Origin of the sequence: Parvularcula sp. IMCC14364 (assembly GCF_030758415.1) — a bacterium.
GTDB lineage: Bacteria > Pseudomonadota > Alphaproteobacteria > Caulobacterales > Parvularculaceae > Aquisalinus.
Genome location: NZ_CP132334.1, coordinates 313,464 through 330,535, shown reverse-complemented (window position 1 = coordinate 330,535; position 17,072 = coordinate 313,464). Strand labels below are relative to the sequence as shown.

Below are 17,072 nucleotides of genomic sequence, written 5' to 3'. Positions count from 1 at the left end.
GCCCTACTCAACCGCCAGGCGGTTGAGGTTCATGACAAACTCGGTATCGAGGTCATCATGCAATTTCACCGCCTTGTTGCGTTTGAAAATGCCAAGCTCGGACCGGGCAATATCGACCTTGCCAGAGCGTGTCTGGGCCTTAACCGTCAAGTCATCAAGCGTCACACCCGGCAGGGACAAGACCTGCCCCTTCTCCAAACGCGAACAATCCCCTACGGACATGCGACAACTGTCCAGCACCACACTCAGCGCCAGTCGTGATTGCAGGACCGTGGAGCGCATATGCCCGGACCAGGGATCGTCACTGTCAAAATCAATGTTACTGACCCGGTTATTCCCAAGCAGACTGATTTTTTCGAGTACGGCATAAGGAAAACAAAAACCGATCAGCGGCGGGTTTTCCTTGTTGTTGTAGAGACTGAGCGAATAATAAAACAAGTCGGCTTCTTCATCTATATCGCTCAATTCTTCCAGCGACAGCGCCTGATCGCGCAGCATGAAGTCAGACGATACTTCTGCATCATTGATCTTGGAGTAGATCCCTCTTAGCGCATCAATCAACTGCTGCACCATGGGTTGCAGCAGATAAAGGTCCAGCAAGCCAGGCTCGCTGCTCTCGTGCGACTCTTCAGTATCACCCGAAAGTTTTCTTGTAGCCAGACGCGAGACCAGTGGTGGTGAGAAAAAGATCAGACCGGCAAACACCTCCAGTGAATTGCCAAGATGATAAAATGTCGTTCGCTGATTGAACTGGCTGACAAATTTCTGATGGGATAACTTGCCCATGGATGGGCTGGCGGAAGTAATCTCCTCCCCCAGGGCATCACCGACGATCTTGAGACTTTCCTTTTTCAAGCCACCCCAAAGGGACGACATGTTACGCACGCCATTGGATGAAGCACTTTTGCCATCGAGCTTCTTGCGCAGAACAAAATGTGTCTCAGAGCCCATGCGTCTCAGAACCCATGTGTAAAATTCCGTTTACGCCTCAACAAATCGGACGAAGTGGTTTACAGACGGTTAACAGAATGCATTGCTTTCGCCCTGTCATGGTTAAAGGCAATTTTACGCCTGTGCAGTAATGTGCCCCCCAGTGTACGAGTTTGGGGAATACGGTGGTCATGGCGGAAGCGCTTCAACCGATTATCAAAAAGAAAAAAGTCATTGCTGGCGGTGGCCATCATGGCGGCGCCTGGAAGGTTGCCTATGCGGATTTCGTGACCGCGATGATGGCGTTCTTCCTCTTGATGTGGCTGTTGAACGCGACAACGGAAGATCAGCGCAAGGGGATCGCCGACTATTTCAACCCAACGATTCCTATCAGCCGGATTTCCGGCGGTGGGGCTGATGCGCTGAGCGGGGATTCAATCTATACGGAAGAAACCCTCGCGCGTGACGGCACCGGCGCGCGCCAGAAAGAAAATGCCATTAATGAAAGCTCCGGGGCCGGCGAAAAGGACGGAAAGAGCCCAGCAGAAGACCAGGAGGCGGTCAGCGAGAAGGCTGCCCAGCTTGCGCAAGCCATTGATGAAAGCAAGAACAATCTCTCTGAACACCTGCAGATCAAAATGAGCCCTGACGGCATGGTGATTGAACTGGTCGAGTCCGACAAGCGCCCGTTATTTGCTGTCGGAAACGCCAAACCGTCCGCCTTGCTGCAGGAACTGCTCGGCATCGTGTCGGCCTCTTTTGATGATGTGCAAAACGATATCAAGATTGTCGGCCACACAGATGCCAACAGTTTTGCGGCAAACGCTGCCTACACGAACTGGGAGTTATCCACGGATCGCGCCAACACGGCCCGGCGCGTGCTGCTGCAAGCCGGCTTCCCGCAAAGCCAGATCACGGAAGTCTCCGGCAAGGCTGACACGGACCCATTGTCAGACGATCCGTTCGCGCCGGAAAATCGCCGTATTTCAATAACGATACTGAAATAAGGTCACCCAGCGCCCGAGGGGGCCGGTCAGCAAAATTATATAATTCTTAACCCTCCTTTTTTACAGCTGTATGGGACGCAGTTTGAAAAAAAGGGTTTACCCATGAGCATTTCCTCCTCACTGAACGCCAGTGTGGCTGGTCTTCGCGTTAACGCGACGCGACTGGCAACGATCTCCGATAACATCGCCAATTCGGCCACCTTCGGCTATAAACGCAGCGATGTGGACTTCTCCACGCAGGTGCTCCGTCAGCGGGAAAATGCGTATGCGGCGGGCGGTGTCTCCGTCTCGGTTTTCCGTGATGTTGAAGCCCAAGGCTCCCTTATCAACACCGGCGGCGCAACAGACCTCGCTGTTTCCGGTCGCGGCCTTCTGCCGGTGACTGATGAAAGCGGCACAACAGCGCTTGCCTCACAGCGCCCACTTTCTCTTGTCCCCACCGGTTCGTTCCTGCCGGACGAAAATGGCCTCCTGAGAACTTCCAGCGGCCTGTTCCTGATGGGCTGGGAAGTTGATGCCGCCGGCAATGTCCTGAACCAGACACGGGATAACGCTTCCGGCCTGGTCCCCGTGAATGTCTCCCCCAACCAGTTTGTTGCCTCACGCACCAATGAAATCACCCTGGGTATCAACCTCCCGGCCGATGCCACAGATGCAGGCGCTGCCGGCGATCCCTTCACCGTGCCAATTGAATATTTTGATAATCTCGGCCGTTCAGAATCACTGACCATCACATTCACGCCCGACACTTCAGGTACGGGTGCCAGCAACCAGTGGTCTGCAACGATTGAAGACAGCGCCAACATTGCGGGCGGCGTCATCGCCAGCTTCGATGTCGAGTTTGACGCAACCGCAACCGCGACCAGTGGTTCCATCCTGAATGTGACCAACACCGCAGGCGCTGTTTATGATAGTACAGCTGGCACACTCTCCCTGAATGTCGCAGGTGGTCCGATGACACTGAATATCGGCGCACCGGGTGAAAATGGCGGCCTGACACAACTCGCCGGCCCGTTCTCTCCAAACGCCATCAGCAAGGACGGTTCCCAGATTGGTAACCTCACCGGTATTGAGATTGACGATACCGGGTTTGTGCAGGCAATCTACGATAGTGGCTTCCGCCGTACCCTGTATCAGGTCCCGGTTGCAGATGTACCTAATCTGAATGGGCTACAGGCCCTGAACAACCAGTCTTACTCTGTCTCACAAACCAGTGGTGACCTTTATTTCTGGGACTCAGGCGACGGGCCGGTTGGCACCGTGACAAGTTTTGCCCTGATGGAATCTACAACTGATGTAGCTTCCGAGTTGACTGACCTGATCGCCACCCAGCGCGCATATTCATCCAATGCGACAGTTGTTCAGACTGTTGATGAAATGCTGCAGGAGACATCTAACCTCGGCAGGTAAGGATTGAACGCCTGATGCCAGTCGGAAGGAGTATAAAGTGACTTTAACGCGCGCACTTGGAAACGCGAACTCCGGCCTGGCAGCTGCATCTTTTCGTGCAGAGATTGCAGCCAATAATGTCGCAAATGCGAATACACCCGGTTACGTCAAGCGTACAGTTGACGTAACCGAGTCACGACTTGGCGGCCAGAGCAGTGGTGTTACGGTTGCAGGGGTTACACGCACAAATAACCCCGCCCTCACCGCAGAACGCCGACAGGCGGAAGCCTCCGCCGGGCGCGCCGATATCATTTCACAAGCCTTTAGCGAGTTGAACCGCACCCTTGGTGAGCCGGATGACACAACCGGCCTGTTCAACAGCTATCAACGGTTTGAAACGGCTTTGCGGGAACTGACCGTGACGCCGGAATCACCTGCCTTGCAAAATGCCCTTTATGGCACGACGGCAGACGTGGTCTCTGAATTCAACAGCCTGTATAACAAGGGCCAACAGATGCGTATTGATGCTGATGCCAGCATCGAGAACGCGGTCACGACGGTTAACACCGCCCTGAAAGACATCGCTGACCTCAACCAGAAAATCATCAGCCTGCCAGATCAATCAACCGAACAGGCCGCTCTTCTTGATGAGCGCCAGCTGCTGGTCGATCAGGTCTCGCAGTTCGTGCCCGTCAAGCAGCTTCCTGCGGGCGATGGCGCCATCAGTCTTCTGACCAATGAGGGCGTATTCCTGCTTTCAGGGCAGGCACGTGAAATCGAGTTTACACGCACGCCATTCATCGGCCCCGGTGCAACATACGACAATGGAGCAGGCGTCCTTTCCGGATTGCGGGTCGGTGACCAGGATATTACGCCGGGCAGTAACGGCACATTTGCGGTGCAATCCGGTTTGATGGCCGGCTACTTTGCCGTGCGCGATGAAGTTGCCTTTGATTTTCTACAGCAGGTCGACAGTCTGGCTGCTGATCTTGTGGCCCGTTTTTCCGACGACTCGCTTGACCCGACCAAGGCGGCAGGCGCAGCCGGCATCTTTACGGATAATGGCGGCCCCGTAGACCCGACAAATATTGATGGCATTGCACAGCGCATGACCCTGAATGCCGCTGTCGATCCTGCGCAGGGCGGCCTTGTGTCGCGCTTCCGCGATGGCGTTGGTGCCACCACAGAAGGCCCCGCCGGGGACGCAACCATTCCGGCGAACCTGCTGGAGGCTTTTAACGACCGTCAGCCTGTGCCTGCCGGGACCGGCCTGACCGGTACGCTTTCCATCAGTGAAGCTGTTGCAGGTGTCACATCTTTGATCGGCGAAGAGCGCGTGAGAAGTGACGCCGTGCTTTCATCTGCCCGCGCCAGAGCAGAAATTCTGAGTGACGCTGAAATCGCCGAAACCGCTGTCGATACCGATCAGGAACTGCAATCCCTGTTGCTGATAGAACAGGCCTATACAGCCAATGCACGTGTTATCCAGACCATCAATGACATGTTCAACAGGCTGCTGGAGATCTAACCATGGCAATTTCCTCTGTACCCGATCTGCTGTCAGCCCGCCGCTTCAACCGGTCAACGCTCGAGTTGCGTCAACGCATTGAAGTTGTTTCACAGGAAGCTGTGACCGGACGCCGGCAAGACCTGACCGAAGCCACGCGCGGCAGCGTCGGGCAGGCACATCTTCTCAACAAGGCCGTGCAAGATATTGATAACCGCCTTGATCTGTTCAAGGTCAGCGAAACGCGGATCAGTGTGATGAATCAAACCCTGAGCGGCGCACGCCTGACCCTGGACAGCATCGGTGTGCGCGTCCTGACCGTTCTGGGCAGTAACAGCGATGCTGGCCTGGACACGATCATTGAGGAGGCTGAGTCTTCTCTTCGCACGGTATTTTCTGCCTTCCAGGTCAATCAGGGAAACCGCAACCTGTTCTCCGGCGATGCAACGAATGTCTCCCCGCTGGGTGATGTCGATCAGCTTCTGAGCGATGTGCGCGCCATTGTTTCCGCAGGCCCGGATACGGCAACGATTGATGCGGAACTTGAAACATATTTCAATGATCCCGCCGGTGGCTTTCAGACAACGATCTATCAAGGCGGCACGGGCAGTGCCAATACCGTTCTGCTGGATGGCGACACGCGCCTCGATTTCACCGTTCGTGCAGATGACGCGGCCATCAAACAGGTATTTCGTGGTCTGGCCATGATCGCCGCCGCCGATGTCACGCCATTTGAACGCTATTCGGATGAGTACACGTCCTTTTTCAATGCCGGGTCATTCAACCTGACCAATGGCGAGTCCGGACTGGTACAGCTTGAAGCGCGCCTTGGTATTGGTCAGCAAACCATCGCCAATTCTCAGGACACTCTTGAGGCTGCGAAAATCACACTGTCCGCGACCTATAATGAACTAACCTCCCGCGACCAGTTTGAAGCAGCTGCAGAGCTGAAAGCGATAGAAACGCAACTCGAAGCATCGTATCTTCTCACGACAAGACTATCAGAACTGACCCTTACCAACTTTATCTGATGAGACCCATGAAACACACATTTTTCGCTCTGGTTGCTGCCCTGACGGCTTTCAGCCTCACTACTTTTACAGCATCAGCTGAAGTGCGCATCAAGGATATCGTGGATGTGGAAGGGGTGCGTGGCAACGATCTTCTCGGCTACGGACTCGTGATCGGCCTGAACGGCACCGGTGATACATTGCGGAATTCACCGCAGACGGAAGAAGCGCTGACCAGCCTTCTTGAGCGCAATGATGTGAACATTGCCGGTGAACAGATCCGGGCCAATAATGTGGCGGCTGTAATTGTGACGGGTACCCTGCCTGCATTTGCGCGAGGCGGCTCCAGCATTGATGTGACGGTTGCGTCAATCGGTGATGCGTCCAGCCTTTCCGGTGGCACACTCGTCATGACCCCGCTGAAAGCTGCTGATGGCAGCATCTATGCCGTGGCACAAGGCAGTGTCCTGATTAGTGGATTTCAGGCTGAAGGTGATGCGGCTGCCATTACCGAAGGCGTGCCGACAACCGGCGCGATTCCCAACGGTGCCCGCGTTGAGCGCGAACTTGCCTTTGAATTTGGCACCCTCTCGCAGATCAACCTCGCCCTGCGCTCTCCTGATTTTACGACAGCAACACGCATCGAAAATGCCATCAATGTCGGTACATCAATGCCACTGGCAACGATGCTTGACGCCGGCACGGTGCAGCTGAATCTTGCCGGACTGACTGCCTCCCCTGCCCGGGTCATCAGCCAGATCGAGAACCTGACACTGACCCCTGCACAGCAGGCACGAGTTGTAGTTGACCAGCGCTCTGGAACGATTGTGCTTGGCTCTGACGTGAAAATCTCGTCTGTTGCCGTGGCGCAGGGTAATCTTTCGATCCGTATTGCCGAGACGCCTGTTGCCGTCCAACCCAATCCCTTCTCTGCAACAGGCGAAACTATCGTTTTGCCACGCACACAAATTGATGTGGTGGACGCGGAACCCGGCAATATCGGCATTGTGGAAAGCAATGTCACGCTGTCAGAACTTGTTGCCGGATTGAACGCCCTTGGTGTTTCACCACGCGAAATGATTGATATTCTGAAATCAATGAAGACAGCCGGTGCCCTGCACGCTGAACTTATCCTTCAATAAAGCAACTGGCCGCCTGACGCGATCAGCAACCTGTCAAGACAAACCAGGCTGGTTGATCCCTGTTATTCATCTGTATCGTGAGATTTGTGCCATGCGGCGAGCGGCGGCGCTCTATTCGCCCGCTGGATCAGGCGGCGGTATCAGACTGAGACGGCCTTCCTTCTCCAGCCGTGAGACTGTTGCCATGAACACTGACTGTGCAGCTTCACCCTCTTTCTGGCTGATATCTGCAATATCCTCCAGCTGTTCCTTGAACTGATCGGCCATGCGTTGAGAGATGTTGCTGAACAGGAATTCCAGACTTTCGGGCGCATTTCCCTGGCCCATTTTCAGTGCCTTGAGAAGGTCAACGGTATCAGCCTCACGGAAAATAATCGGTACGGCATTGCGGGGCAGACGATCCGGCAGATCCTCAAACGTGATAATCCCCTTCTTGACCTGCTCGGCGATGGCTTCGTCTTTTTCCGTCAGAAACTCTATCAAGGCTTCGCGTTTCGCCGTTGGCAAGACACTGAATATCTCCCCGACAGATTTCAGCGGATTGTCATTCTTTTCACCACCGCCCTCAACACTGAGAAATTCTGTATCAATAACCTTGCCGATGGTAGACAGCGTGATCGGGTCAATCTTGCCGGGCCGTGTCAGATAGCTGACAATTTTTGTGCTGACCTCATCGTCAATTTCCCCGAGAATTTCACCTGCTTTACCGGAAGGTACTTTCGACAGCACGATGGCCGCGACCTGTGGTCGCTGTTTTTCAAGGTACCCTGCAATCTCGGCAGATTTACGCTGGGCCAGGGTGTGCCAGACAGTTGTCTCATTCTCATCAGCTTCCTCGATGATCTGCGCATTGCCGAAAAGTTTCTCCATGCGTTTTTCATCAAGAATTTCTTCTGCCAGTCCCCGGGCTTCCTTCTGACCACATTTCAGGCCGGCAGAAACAATTTCCAGATTGGCAATGAAGTCTTCGACCGCATGCAGAAGAATCTGACGAGGCACCAGTTTCATGTTCTCATAAGCAGAGAGAAACACTTTCAGATGACGATCGCCAATCTTCTCAACGACCGGGCCAGCAAATTCCCGGCCCAGCAAGGCGATAACGATCGCCGCCTTCTGCGGGCCGCTGAGCTGAAAGCCCGACATATCCGCCGATACAGTTTCCACTGCTGGTAGTTGGCCAGCCGGATTGTCAGTTGCGACCTGCGCTTGCGCACTCATCCTGCGTACCCCATCAATAATGCTTCGGTGAGCTTCATCCAGCCATCCGCCATAACAAAGAATGCCAGTTTGAAGGGCAGTGACACGATAGCTGGCGGCACCATCATCATACCCATGGCCATCAGAATAGAGGCAACAATCAGGTCAATAATCAGGAAGGGGAGAAAAATAACAAAACCGATCTGAAACGCCCTTTTGATCTCCGAGAGCATGAAACTGGTTACCAGAAGGGAGAGCGGCTTCTCGCCCTCAAGCGAAAACTCACGGTTTGGCAAGGCTGCGGCCAGCCGGTCCAGCGTCTCTGGCTCGACCCGGTTCTCCATGAATCCGCGAAACGGCTCCATGGTGTTTTCAAATGCCTGCTCTTCCGTGATGTCGTCATCCATCAACGGCTTGATGCCCGTTTCCCAGGACTCCATGAAGACCGGCTCCATGATGAAAAAAGTCAGGAACATGGCCAGACTCATCACCATCATGTTGGGTGGAGCCTGCTGAAGGCCGATGGCCTGCCGCAGAAATGAAAAGACAATGACCATGAAGGGCAGGCAGGTAATCATCATGGCAATGCCGGGCGCGAGGCTCAGTACCGTGATAATAAGGAAAAGCTGAATGATGCGCGCACTCAGGGCGCCGCCCTCGTCTTCAATGACGGGGAGTTCCTGTGCGCTCGCACCACTGACAAGGGCCAGTAAAATACCGACTCCCGCCAGCAGGCAGATCAATAATTTTGCGCCCGGTTTTGGCATCACAACATGTCTTCGGCTGTGTCCACTATCTCGGTCAAGCGCACACCTATGGAACCATCTCCATCGTCTGATTCAATCAGTTCACCGCGCGCGATTACCTTGTTGTCCACATACAGCTCCACAGGATCATCTATTTTACTGTCGAGCTGGATCAGCGAGTCCCGTTTCATCTGCAACAGTTCCGCAACCGTTGGCCGGGCCGTGCCAATCGTCACAAGCACATCCACCGGAATACTGTAAATCGACCGGCGATAGGCATTATCGTTGCTGTTATCACGCCGCTCCTGACCGGATTCACCATCCTTTTCGTCTGGCGCTGCGCTTTCGATATCAATACTGACTTCAACTTCTTCCGTGCTCATGATCTTCCTGCTTTCCGGTGTTCTCCGCTGCGCCCTGGTCAAGAATTGCCAGGCATTTTGCGAGGACATTTTCCGTCTCTATCTGTGCACCGCCGTTTTCCCACGCCAAATCGACCGCAAATGCCGCGCAGTCCGGGCTTGCCTTGAAGTCGAGGCGGTCACGCAGACCACCATCGCCCAGCTTGCTTTCAAGCTCTGTGACAAAGTCAGGGGCTGCCTGCACACTGATTTTTCCTGCCATACCGGCAGCAGCTGTTTGCCTGATGATTGCCGCAATTTCGTCTGCCATCTGCTCTTTTGCCAGAGCTGGCAGCACTTCGCGCAGAATGCGCTGCAATGCCTGATAATGGCTTGCCTCAATATGCGCAGCCAGTGTGTCAACCTTGCCAACAAGGTCCGCCAATGCCTGCTGCGTCTTGCCCTGATGGTCCGAGAGGTCCAGCTCAGCCTGTGCATAGCCTTTTTCATAACCGTCTTTATACGCCTTTTCCTGAATTGAAAAGCGGATCGCTTCAATATCTTCTCCAGCAGGATCTTCTTTTCTTGATTGAGCCGGGAATACCTTGAGACTGGCGAGCAACGCCTCGGACATCAGGACGCAACCCTCCCTTCTTCTTCCAGCCAGGACATCAGCAAGGCTGCTGCATCGTCAGGTTTTTCAGCGGTAAGGTCCCGCAAGCGATCGACCGGGTCCATTCTGGCCGCAAGTGCATCTTCGGCGCTGCCATTTTCAAGAGCACCTGCCGCACCAGCACCTGGAGATTGCAAGGCCGCCGCATTGCCAGCTGCCGTCCCATCGGCCAGTTGCAAGGCGGGTGATTCAGCCAGCACAGGCGCAGAGGCTTGCGGCGTTAACAGAGGTTTGACCACAAACAGTCCCAGTACCATCACGACCACAGCCAGTATGCCAACCTGAATCATGCTCCAGAGATGGGTTCCGATAAACTGCTGGGCTATCCCGGGCGAGGGTAATGCATCCAGTTCCGGCACCGCCGAGAAGGCAAGGCTTTTCATGGTGAGTACGTCTCCGCGGCTGGTATCAATACCTGCTGCGGCAGAAACAAGCTCCTGCAGGTCAGACATCTCTTCAGCGGTGCGCGGCTCAACGGTTACTTCACCTTCCGTGCTGGTAATCACCATATCATTCAGCAAGACGGCAACTGTCATTCTACTGACATTGCCCGGCATCTTCTCTGCCTCACGCCGAACTTCGGAAATCTCATATTGTGTGTCTTCTGTTGTCTCTGAACGGTCAGAACTGGAAGAGCTGCCGCCCTGCCCGTCTCCCTCAGGCAGATTGCTGGCGACGGTGACATTTGCCGGGCCCGTTCCATTGCTGGTTTCGGAAACTTCGCTGGCTGTGCGCGACTTGATGACCCGGGATTCTGGGTCGAACACGCGCTCGGAGACCACTTCCCGGTTACGGTCAATCTCCATACTGACAGAAACACGCGCATTGCCCGGACCGACGCGCGCTTCAAGCAGCGACACCAGTGCCTGCTCAATACGCAGCGCACGCTCATCGGTATCTGCCGAGCCGCCGAGCATGTCGTTCGTTGCGCCCGGCCCCGCCAGTACGCCGTGCACCGTGTCAATGACCGCCACATCATCAGGCGCCAGTCCGGAGACCGCGAGTGCTGCCAGATATTGCACAGCCCGCGCCTGTTGGGGGTCCAAACGGTTATTCGTCGTCACTGTAACTGAAGCTGTCTGCGCGCTTGGCGTGCGTGAGAAAGAGGATTGCTTTGCCGTACCGATATGCACCCGCGCGGTTGTTACGGTTGGCAACGACATAATGGTGCGTGACAGTTCACCTTCCTTGGCGCGCCAATATGCCGTGTTGAACATCTCGGAGGTCATGGCGAAACTGTTCAGATTATCAAGCAGTTCGTAGCCGGTGACACTTTGGCGCGGCAAACCCTGACGGGCCAGTTCCAGACGGAGCATGTCGCGCCGGGTTGCATCCGTATAAATGGTTTCACCGCGCACTTCATAGGTCGCGCCAAGACCTTCCAGCTCGGCAATCACCTCACCGGCGGCAGAAGGCTCCAGACCTGAATATAACAGCGCCATTTGTGGCTTTGTGGTCTGTTGCAGCAACAAACCGAACAGCAGAAATGTCACCAGAACGGCGCCAACAGAAAATATCCTGTTCTGCATCGACAGCGACTGCCATGTGGCCAACAAACTCATCCTGCTTTGCCTGCTCTTTGTAACGCAACACCCGCGTCCTGCGGGATCTGACTTGGTTAACGATTAGGGAGAAAGCGTTAACAGATAGTTTACCTCTCACTGCGATACCCGAAAGCCAACAACCATGAGTAAGCGAAGTCGTCCTTATTCACCCAGGTAGACAAAGATGGCGCAGGAAAACGACGTCGAGCCGGAAGCCCAGGATGCCGAAGATAAACCCAAAAAATCATCCGGGTTCATCGGGCAAATAATTCTGGCTGTCGTGATGGGCGGTGCTGCTTTTGGCACGGTTTATTTTCTGCCACAGGAAGAACCGCCTGTGATGGAATGCCCTTCCGTTTTCACCGAACGCAAAGAGCCTGAATACAAGCCGCCTTCACTGGACAAGATCAAATTTGTTGAGCTGGAGCCCTTACTGGTTTCCCTTGGTAGTAATCCGCGCTCGAACACCCTTAAGATCAGCCTGACGCTGGAGGCCGACAAGGAAGCCGGTGATAAAGTTCTGGAAGCGCAGCCCAAACTGAAAGATGCGTTTACGGCTTATCTGCGCGCGGTTGAAGTCGCAGAACTGGAAGACCCGGCAATGATCGTGAAACTGCGGGCGCAGCTTTTGCGACGCGCCAAGGTGGTGCTGGGACCTGACGCTGTTCATGGCGTCCTGATTACGGAGTTTATTGTACGATGAGTATTTTTAGCCTGCTGGAAACACATATTTTCGACATCATCCTGATCCTGGTATCCGGGTCCGCCTGCCTCTACTGCTGGCTGTTGAGCCGGCGCCTGAAGGCGTTGCAGGATACCCGCAAGGGCATCGGGGCATCTATCGTTGGCCTGTCCACAGCTTTGTCCAAGACGACCATCGCGGCCCAGGAAGCGCGTCATTCCACCACGCAATCTGTCGAGCATCTCCAGAAACTGCTCGAAGATGTGGATGCCAGCATTCCAAAAATTGAGATGATGCTGGAAAACCTTGAAATCAGTTCACAGCGCACATGTGCGGAAATCGAGACAGGCCAGAAACAGGCCGCTGCGACCATCAGCCCCCTGCTGTCAGAAGCGAAAGAGCGTGCCACAACGCTTTCCGTTATCGTTGCCGAAATTGATGCCTATTCACGCCGCATCCGCTCCCTTCAGGCTGCGGCAAATGAAGTCACTGCCAGGAACACAGCTGGCTCGGCAGAAGTTCACATTCTGAATGAGCACAAGCAAGCCGCGCGATGAAATCCAGTATCCTTCCCATCCTTGGTGCTATCTTCGCCATATCCCTGGTGGGGCGCTCGCTCGCCCTGAACGGGGCCAATGCGGGCACTGAGGAAAAGACGGATACGGAAGTTACAGCTTCGGCGCAGCCTGCGGAAGTAAAGGCTGAACCGGATGTTTGTGTGTCCGGCCCGATCCTTGAAAGTTTCAAACAGCAACAGGCTAATCTGCAAAAACGCGAGCAGGCGATTGCCGACCGCGAGCGCACCTTGGAGGCTGTGGAGAAACGGCTCAATGAACGCCTTGCTGTGCTGGATGAGTCCAATGCGCGCCTTGCCGACAAGATGGAAGCAATGAAGCGCACGGCCAATGAAGACATCACGCATCTCACCAGCATGTATGAAAACATGAAACCTGCACAGGCGAGCACTATCTTCGACAAGATGGACCCGGTTTTTGCCGCCGGTTTCCTGCGGGAAATGCGCTCTGAACAGGCAGGGCTGATCCTGGCCAATATGCGGCCTGAACAGGCCTATGAAATCAGTATTATCATTGCCAGCAAGAATGCCGACTTGCGCCCGACGGTACAGTAGGCCAGCTAATCCTGCCTAGGCTGACAATTCTGACAGTCGATCAAGCGCCGTTTGCAGTTCACTGAGCTTTTCCTGCGCAGCTGATTTCTGAGCGTGTTGCGCCTCAACAACTTCAGCAGGTGCTTTTTCCACGAAGTTTTTGTTCGCCAGCTTCTTTTCAATACCGGTAATTTCACCATTCAGCTTGTCTGCTGTTTTCTGCAAGCGTGCGATCTCAGCCTTGATGTCAATCACATCTGCAATCGGCAGGGCAAATGTAGCACCGGCACTGACAATCTGGACTGCACCCGCTGGCAAGGCCGCAGCAGCCGAAATAGACTCTATGCGGGCAAGGCGAGAGATCAACGCCCCGTGGCTTTCCAGCAGCGCTGCGGCTGAAGGGGCCTCACCTACCAGCACCAAAGGCACCTTGGCACCAGCTGGTACATTCATCTCTGTACGCACCGAGCGAATACTGGTGATAAGGCTGATAAGTGCCTCCATCTCCTCGCCCGCTGCCGGGTGACGGGTGACGGTTTCGGGCCAGCGCGCATTGATAAGATATTCATCGCGTGTCGCCAGCGCTGCCCACAGCTCCTCGGTGACAAACGGCATGATCGGGTGCAGCATGACCAGAATCTGGTCCAGCACATAAGCGGTTGTGGCGCGGGTTTCTGCCTTGGCGGCTTCATCTTCGCCATTGAACACCGGCTTGGCAAATTCCAGGAACCAGTCACAGAATTTATGCCACGTGAAACTGTAAACGTCCGCCGCTGCATCATTGAAGCGATAGGCCTCAAGGGCTGCCGTCATCTCGGTTGCGCAGGTGGACGCCTCATGCACGATCCATTTGTTCAGGGCAGATGAAACTGATGCCGGATCATAGCCGTCAACCTGCTGACATTCATTCATCTGAACAAATTTTGCTGCATTCCACAGCTTGGTGCCGAAATTGCGGTATCCCTCGACCCGGCTCTCTGCCAGCCTCAGATCACGCCCCTGCGCGGCCATGGCTGTCAGGGTAAAGCGCAGAGAGTCCGTGCCGTATTTTTCACAGAAATCCAGCGGGTCAATAACATTGCCCTTGGATTTCGACATTTTTTGCCCCTTCTCATCGCGCACCAGCGCATGAATATAGACCGTGTGGAACGGCACTTCCTTCTTGAAATGCAGCCCCATCATCATCATCCGGGCAACCCAGAAAAAGATGATGTCAAAAGCTGTGGACAACACAGCTGTCGGATAGAACGTCTGCAATTCCGGCGTCTCTTCAGGCCAGCCAAGTGTTGAGAATGGCCAGAGTGCTGACGAAAACCATGTATCCAGAACATCTTCATCCTGCCGCAGCGCTGTCGGCTTGCCATAATGGGCCTGCGCCGCCGCCAGCGCTTCAGCTTCTGTTTCGGCCACAAACATCTCGTCATCCGGTCCATACCAAACAGGAATCTGGTGGCCCCACCAAAGCTGGCGCGAGATGCACCATGGTTCAATGTTCCGCATCCACTGAAAATAGGTCTTGTCCCAGTTGGCAGGCACAAACCTTGTCTTGCCTGTTTCCACCGCTTCGATAGCAGGCCTGGCCAGTTCTTCGGCATTGGCAAACCACTGATCGGTCAGCATAGGTTCAATCACCACATTGGAGCGATCCCCAAAAGGCTGCATGATCAGCTTGTCTTCGACCTTTATCATCAGGCCTTCTGCATCAATATCAGCGATGATTTTCTTGCGGGCCTCAAAGCGGTCCATGCCCCGATAATTATCCGGCACCAGGTTGTTTGTATCGACATACACCGTGTCCGGCGCATCACCCGACTCGACCAGTTGGCGCGCCTTCTCTGCTTCTTCTGCGTATGGCGCGCCGTCTGTTCGCAGCGCGGCCTGCCAGTCCATCAGACGATACATCGGAATTTTGTTACGTCTGGCAACCTGATAGTCATTGAAATCATGCGCGCCGGTAATCTTGACCGCACCGGAGCCGAAATCAGGGTCCGGATATTCATCCGTAATAATCGGAATCAGGCGACGATGCTCTTTCGGCCCGACCGGAATTTCACAGAGCTTGCCAATAATTGGCGCATAGCGCTCATCTGACGGATGAACCGCTACCGCCCCATCACCCAGCATGGTTTCAGGCCGGGTCGTTGCGATGGAGATATAGTCACGTGTCTCACGCAAGGTGACCGTGCCGTCTTCATCCTTTTCGACATATTCGTAGGTTTCACCACCGGCCAGTGGATATTTGAAGTGCCACATATGGCCGTTGACTTCGGTGTTCTCGACCTCAAGATCGGAAATCGCCGTTTCAAATTTCGGGTCCCAGTTGACCAGACGCTTGTCACGATAGATCAACCCTTCCTTATACAGCTGAACGAATACCTTGCGGACAGCCGCGGACAAGCCCTCGTCCATGGTGAAGCGTTCGCGGGTCCAGTCACAGGATGCGCCAAGGCGGCGAAGCTGACGCGTGATGGTGCCACCGCTTTCTTCTTTCCAGGCCCAGACCTTTTCAAGAAAAGCGTCGCGGCCAATCTCTCTGCGCGTTGGCTCCTGACGTGCTGCCATCTGCCGCTCGACCACCATTTGTGTGGCGATACCTGCATGGTCCGTTCCCACCTGCCAGAGGACATTCTTGCCGCGCATACGCTCAAACCGGCACAATACATCCTGCAGGGTGTTGTTCAGGGCATGGCCCATATGCAGGGAGCCAGTGACGTTTGGCGGCGGGATCACGATGCAGTAATTTTCAGCATCCGGTTTGCCTGCAGGCTTGAAACAGCCGTCCTTTTCCCACGCATCATAAAGGCGCGCTTCTGCTTCCGCGTAATTGAAATTCTTGTCGATCGTCTTCACAGCCGCTGTCCGCCCTGATCCTGTTCTGCATTGAAATCGCGCTTATATGACAGGTCTTTGGTCCAACGCAAAAAAGAAAACCGGCCTGACGGGCCGGTTTCCGGATAAACTGTAAGACTGGATACAGATCAGCGGCGGCGGGAAATCCGGCGCACCTCATCTTCGACTTTCTCTTCGACGATCCGGCTGAGATTTGTGTCGAGCCATTGCCGCAACATGGGCTCCAGCATCCGCTCCACAACATCCTGCAAGGTATCGCCGCTGGCATTGGAAAGACGAATATTTTCTTCCAGTGCGGCAAAAGCCGTTGAGGAGGAAGCAACAGTCGTGTCGCTGAGAACACTGTCAGCAGCATCCGCAGTTTCTTGCTCCGGCTGGAAGGCTTCTTCCACTCTGGTTTGTTGCACGGCTGGTCCCCCTTCGGCATTTCCCGGGACGGGCTTGCGGACGATACGCGGTGTTGCCACCGCTGCCTGCAAGGCGTCGTTATAATTACTGAGTACCGGCTGTATCTGAGGTGCCGCCGCTTCCGGCTCACGCACTTGTTGAGGCTGGCTGACCTGAGGCTCTGGCTGGCGCGCCTGAACAGGCGCTGGCTCTGCCGGCTGCTGTCGTACTTCTGGCTTGGCTGCGGCCGCGGGCTGGAGTTGTTCGGCTACTGTCTCCGGCTGGTCGAAAACCGCATCGAAACCATCTTCGCTGTCAAAGCTGCCGCTATCATCGAACTGGGTATCGGCAACAGCTTCAGGCGCTGGCCTTTGGGTTCTCGCGGCAGGTGGCTCTGGCGGGGTAACCTCGGATTCCGCTACAGATGACAGTTCTGCCGACAGATCCGGTGACCGGGCATCGGCTTGCTGTTCTGGCTCATCCTCAGCGATAATCCGTCGGATGGACGCAAGAATTTCATCCATACTCGGTTCGGGTTGCGCGTTTGCCATCACTCTCA

The 17,072-nt window shown here is 54.9% G+C and carries 16 protein-coding genes; 8 read left to right on the top strand and 8 right to left on the bottom strand.

What is annotated here, in order from left to right; translation table 11 throughout:
* Nucleotides 1-3 precede the first annotated feature (3 nt).
* Entirely contained in the window at nt 4-951 is a 948-nt protein-coding gene (locus RAL90_RS01560; RefSeq protein WP_306252776.1) for a FliM/FliN family flagellar motor switch protein, read from the bottom strand.
* 170 nt (nt 952-1,121) lie between these two features.
* Between RAL90_RS01560 and RAL90_RS01555 the strand changes: the two genes are divergently transcribed.
* The 5 genes from RAL90_RS01555 (at nt 1,122) to RAL90_RS01535 (ending at nt 6,985) form a co-directional block, all read left to right on the top strand.
* Nucleotides 1,122-1,937: a flagellar motor protein MotB gene (locus RAL90_RS01555; RefSeq protein ID WP_306252775.1), complete on the top strand. Its 816-nt coding sequence runs from the start codon at nt 1,122-1,124 to the stop codon at nt 1,935-1,937.
* Between the two features lie 102 nt (nt 1,938-2,039).
* Nucleotides 2,040-3,347 carry a flagellar hook protein FlgE gene (locus RAL90_RS01550; protein WP_306252774.1) on the top strand — a complete coding sequence of 436 codons (1,308 nt, stop codon included), beginning with the start codon at nt 2,040-2,042 and terminating at the stop codon, nt 3,345-3,347.
* 37 nt (nt 3,348-3,384) lie between these two features.
* Nucleotides 3,385-4,854: a flagellar hook-associated protein FlgK gene (flgK, locus tag RAL90_RS01545; protein WP_306252773.1), complete on the top strand. Its 1,470-nt coding sequence runs from the start codon at nt 3,385-3,387 to the stop codon at nt 4,852-4,854.
* Between the two features lie 2 nt (nt 4,855-4,856).
* Complete coding sequence (locus RAL90_RS01540) at nt 4,857-5,864, top strand: flagellin (protein ID WP_306252772.1); 1,008 nt, start codon at nt 4,857-4,859, stop codon at nt 5,862-5,864.
* 8 nt (nt 5,865-5,872) lie between these two features.
* Nucleotides 5,873-6,985: a flagellar basal body P-ring protein FlgI gene (locus RAL90_RS01535; RefSeq protein ID WP_306252771.1), complete on the top strand. Its 1,113-nt coding sequence runs from the start codon at nt 5,873-5,875 to the stop codon at nt 6,983-6,985.
* A 111-nt stretch (nt 6,986-7,096) separates the two neighbouring features.
* Here RAL90_RS01535 and RAL90_RS01530 read toward each other — a convergent pair whose 3' ends face one another.
* The 5 genes from RAL90_RS01530 to fliF are packed head-to-tail and all read right to left on the bottom strand — an operon-like array spanning nt 7,097 to nt 11,504.
* A complete protein-coding gene (locus tag RAL90_RS01530; protein WP_306252770.1) occupies nt 7,097-8,203 on the bottom strand; it encodes a FliG C-terminal domain-containing protein in 1,107 nt (368 codons plus the stop codon).
* A complete protein-coding gene (gene fliP, locus RAL90_RS01525; protein WP_306252769.1) occupies nt 8,200-8,949 on the bottom strand; it encodes a flagellar type III secretion system pore protein FliP in 750 nt (249 codons plus the stop codon). Before fliP ends, RAL90_RS01530 begins: the two co-directional genes overlap by 4 nt.
* A complete protein-coding gene (locus tag RAL90_RS01520) occupies nt 8,949-9,311 on the bottom strand; it encodes a FliM/FliN family flagellar motor switch protein (RefSeq protein WP_306252768.1) in 363 nt (120 codons plus the stop codon). Before RAL90_RS01520 ends, fliP begins: the two co-directional genes overlap by 1 nt.
* Nucleotides 9,292-9,903 (bottom strand): hypothetical protein, encoded by a 612-nt coding sequence (locus RAL90_RS01515; protein WP_306252767.1) that lies wholly within the window; start codon nt 9,901-9,903, stop codon nt 9,292-9,294. Before RAL90_RS01515 ends, RAL90_RS01520 begins: the two co-directional genes overlap by 20 nt.
* Nucleotides 9,903-11,504, bottom strand: coding sequence for a flagellar basal-body MS-ring/collar protein FliF (fliF, locus tag RAL90_RS01510; RefSeq protein WP_306252766.1), 1,602 nt, complete (start codon nt 11,502-11,504; stop codon nt 9,903-9,905). The genes RAL90_RS01515 and fliF overlap by 1 nt, the downstream gene beginning before the upstream one ends.
* A gap of 166 nt (nt 11,505-11,670) precedes the next feature.
* Here fliF and fliL point away from each other — a divergent pair, with 166 nt between their 5' ends.
* Genes fliL through RAL90_RS01495 form a run of 3 tightly spaced genes read left to right on the top strand, consistent with a single transcriptional unit; the run spans nt 11,671 to nt 13,297 of the window.
* Nucleotides 11,671-12,189, top strand: a complete 519-nt coding sequence (gene fliL / locus RAL90_RS01505) for a flagellar basal body-associated protein FliL (RefSeq protein WP_306252765.1) — start codon at nt 11,671-11,673, stop codon at nt 12,187-12,189.
* Nucleotides 12,186-12,725 (top strand): hypothetical protein, encoded by a 540-nt coding sequence (locus RAL90_RS01500; protein WP_306252764.1) that lies wholly within the window; start codon nt 12,186-12,188, stop codon nt 12,723-12,725. Before fliL ends, RAL90_RS01500 begins: the two co-directional genes overlap by 4 nt.
* A complete protein-coding gene (locus RAL90_RS01495; RefSeq protein WP_306252763.1) occupies nt 12,722-13,297 on the top strand; it encodes a MotE family protein in 576 nt (191 codons plus the stop codon). The genes RAL90_RS01500 and RAL90_RS01495 overlap by 4 nt, the downstream gene beginning before the upstream one ends.
* Before the next feature lie 15 nt (nt 13,298-13,312).
* On the opposite strand, the gene RAL90_RS01490 is transcribed toward RAL90_RS01495, so the two are convergent.
* Together RAL90_RS01490 and RAL90_RS01485 are read right to left on the bottom strand one after the other, a co-directional pair.
* Entirely contained in the window at nt 13,313-16,126 is a 2,814-nt protein-coding gene (locus RAL90_RS01490) for a valine--tRNA ligase (protein WP_306252762.1), read from the bottom strand.
* Between the two features lie 128 nt (nt 16,127-16,254).
* On the bottom strand, nt 16,255-17,064 hold the full coding sequence (locus RAL90_RS01485; protein ID WP_306252761.1) for a DUF2497 domain-containing protein: 810 nt from the start codon (nt 17,062-17,064) through the stop codon (nt 16,255-16,257).
* Nucleotides 17,065-17,072: the final 8 nt, after the last annotated feature.

Bases quoted from the DNA above. Each gene is read 5' to 3' on its own strand.
- RAL90_RS01560 (WP_306252776.1), bottom strand. From the start codon at position 951: ATGGGCTCTGAGACACATTTTGTTCTGCGCAAGAAGCTCGATGGCAAA.
- fliF (WP_306252766.1), bottom strand. From the start codon at position 11,504: ATGAGTTTGTTGGCCACATGGCAGTCGCTGTCGATGCAGAACAGGATA.
- RAL90_RS01550 (WP_306252774.1), top strand. From the start codon at position 2,040: ATGAGCATTTCCTCCTCACTGAACGCCAGTGTGGCTGGTCTTCGCGTT.
- RAL90_RS01495 (WP_306252763.1), top strand. From the start codon at position 12,722: ATGAAATCCAGTATCCTTCCCATCCTTGGTGCTATCTTCGCCATATCC.
- RAL90_RS01520 (WP_306252768.1), bottom strand. From the start codon at position 9,311: ATGAGCACGGAAGAAGTTGAAGTCAGTATTGATATCGAAAGCGCAGCG.
- fliL (WP_306252765.1), top strand. From the start codon at position 11,671: ATGGCGCAGGAAAACGACGTCGAGCCGGAAGCCCAGGATGCCGAAGAT.
- RAL90_RS01540 (WP_306252772.1), top strand. From the start codon at position 4,857: ATGGCAATTTCCTCTGTACCCGATCTGCTGTCAGCCCGCCGCTTCAAC.
- RAL90_RS01500 (WP_306252764.1), top strand. From the start codon at position 12,186: ATGAGTATTTTTAGCCTGCTGGAAACACATATTTTCGACATCATCCTG.
- RAL90_RS01535 (WP_306252771.1), top strand. From the start codon at position 5,873: ATGAAACACACATTTTTCGCTCTGGTTGCTGCCCTGACGGCTTTCAGC.
- fliP (WP_306252769.1), bottom strand. From the start codon at position 8,949: ATGCCAAAACCGGGCGCAAAATTATTGATCTGCCTGCTGGCGGGAGTC.
- RAL90_RS01515 (WP_306252767.1), bottom strand. From the start codon at position 9,903: ATGTCCGAGGCGTTGCTCGCCAGTCTCAAGGTATTCCCGGCTCAATCA.
- RAL90_RS01485 (WP_306252761.1), bottom strand. From the start codon at position 17,064: ATGGCAAACGCGCAACCCGAACCGAGTATGGATGAAATTCTTGCGTCC.
- RAL90_RS01530 (WP_306252770.1), bottom strand. From the start codon at position 8,203: ATGAGTGCGCAAGCGCAGGTCGCAACTGACAATCCGGCTGGCCAACTA.
- RAL90_RS01555 (WP_306252775.1), top strand. From the start codon at position 1,122: ATGGCGGAAGCGCTTCAACCGATTATCAAAAAGAAAAAAGTCATTGCT.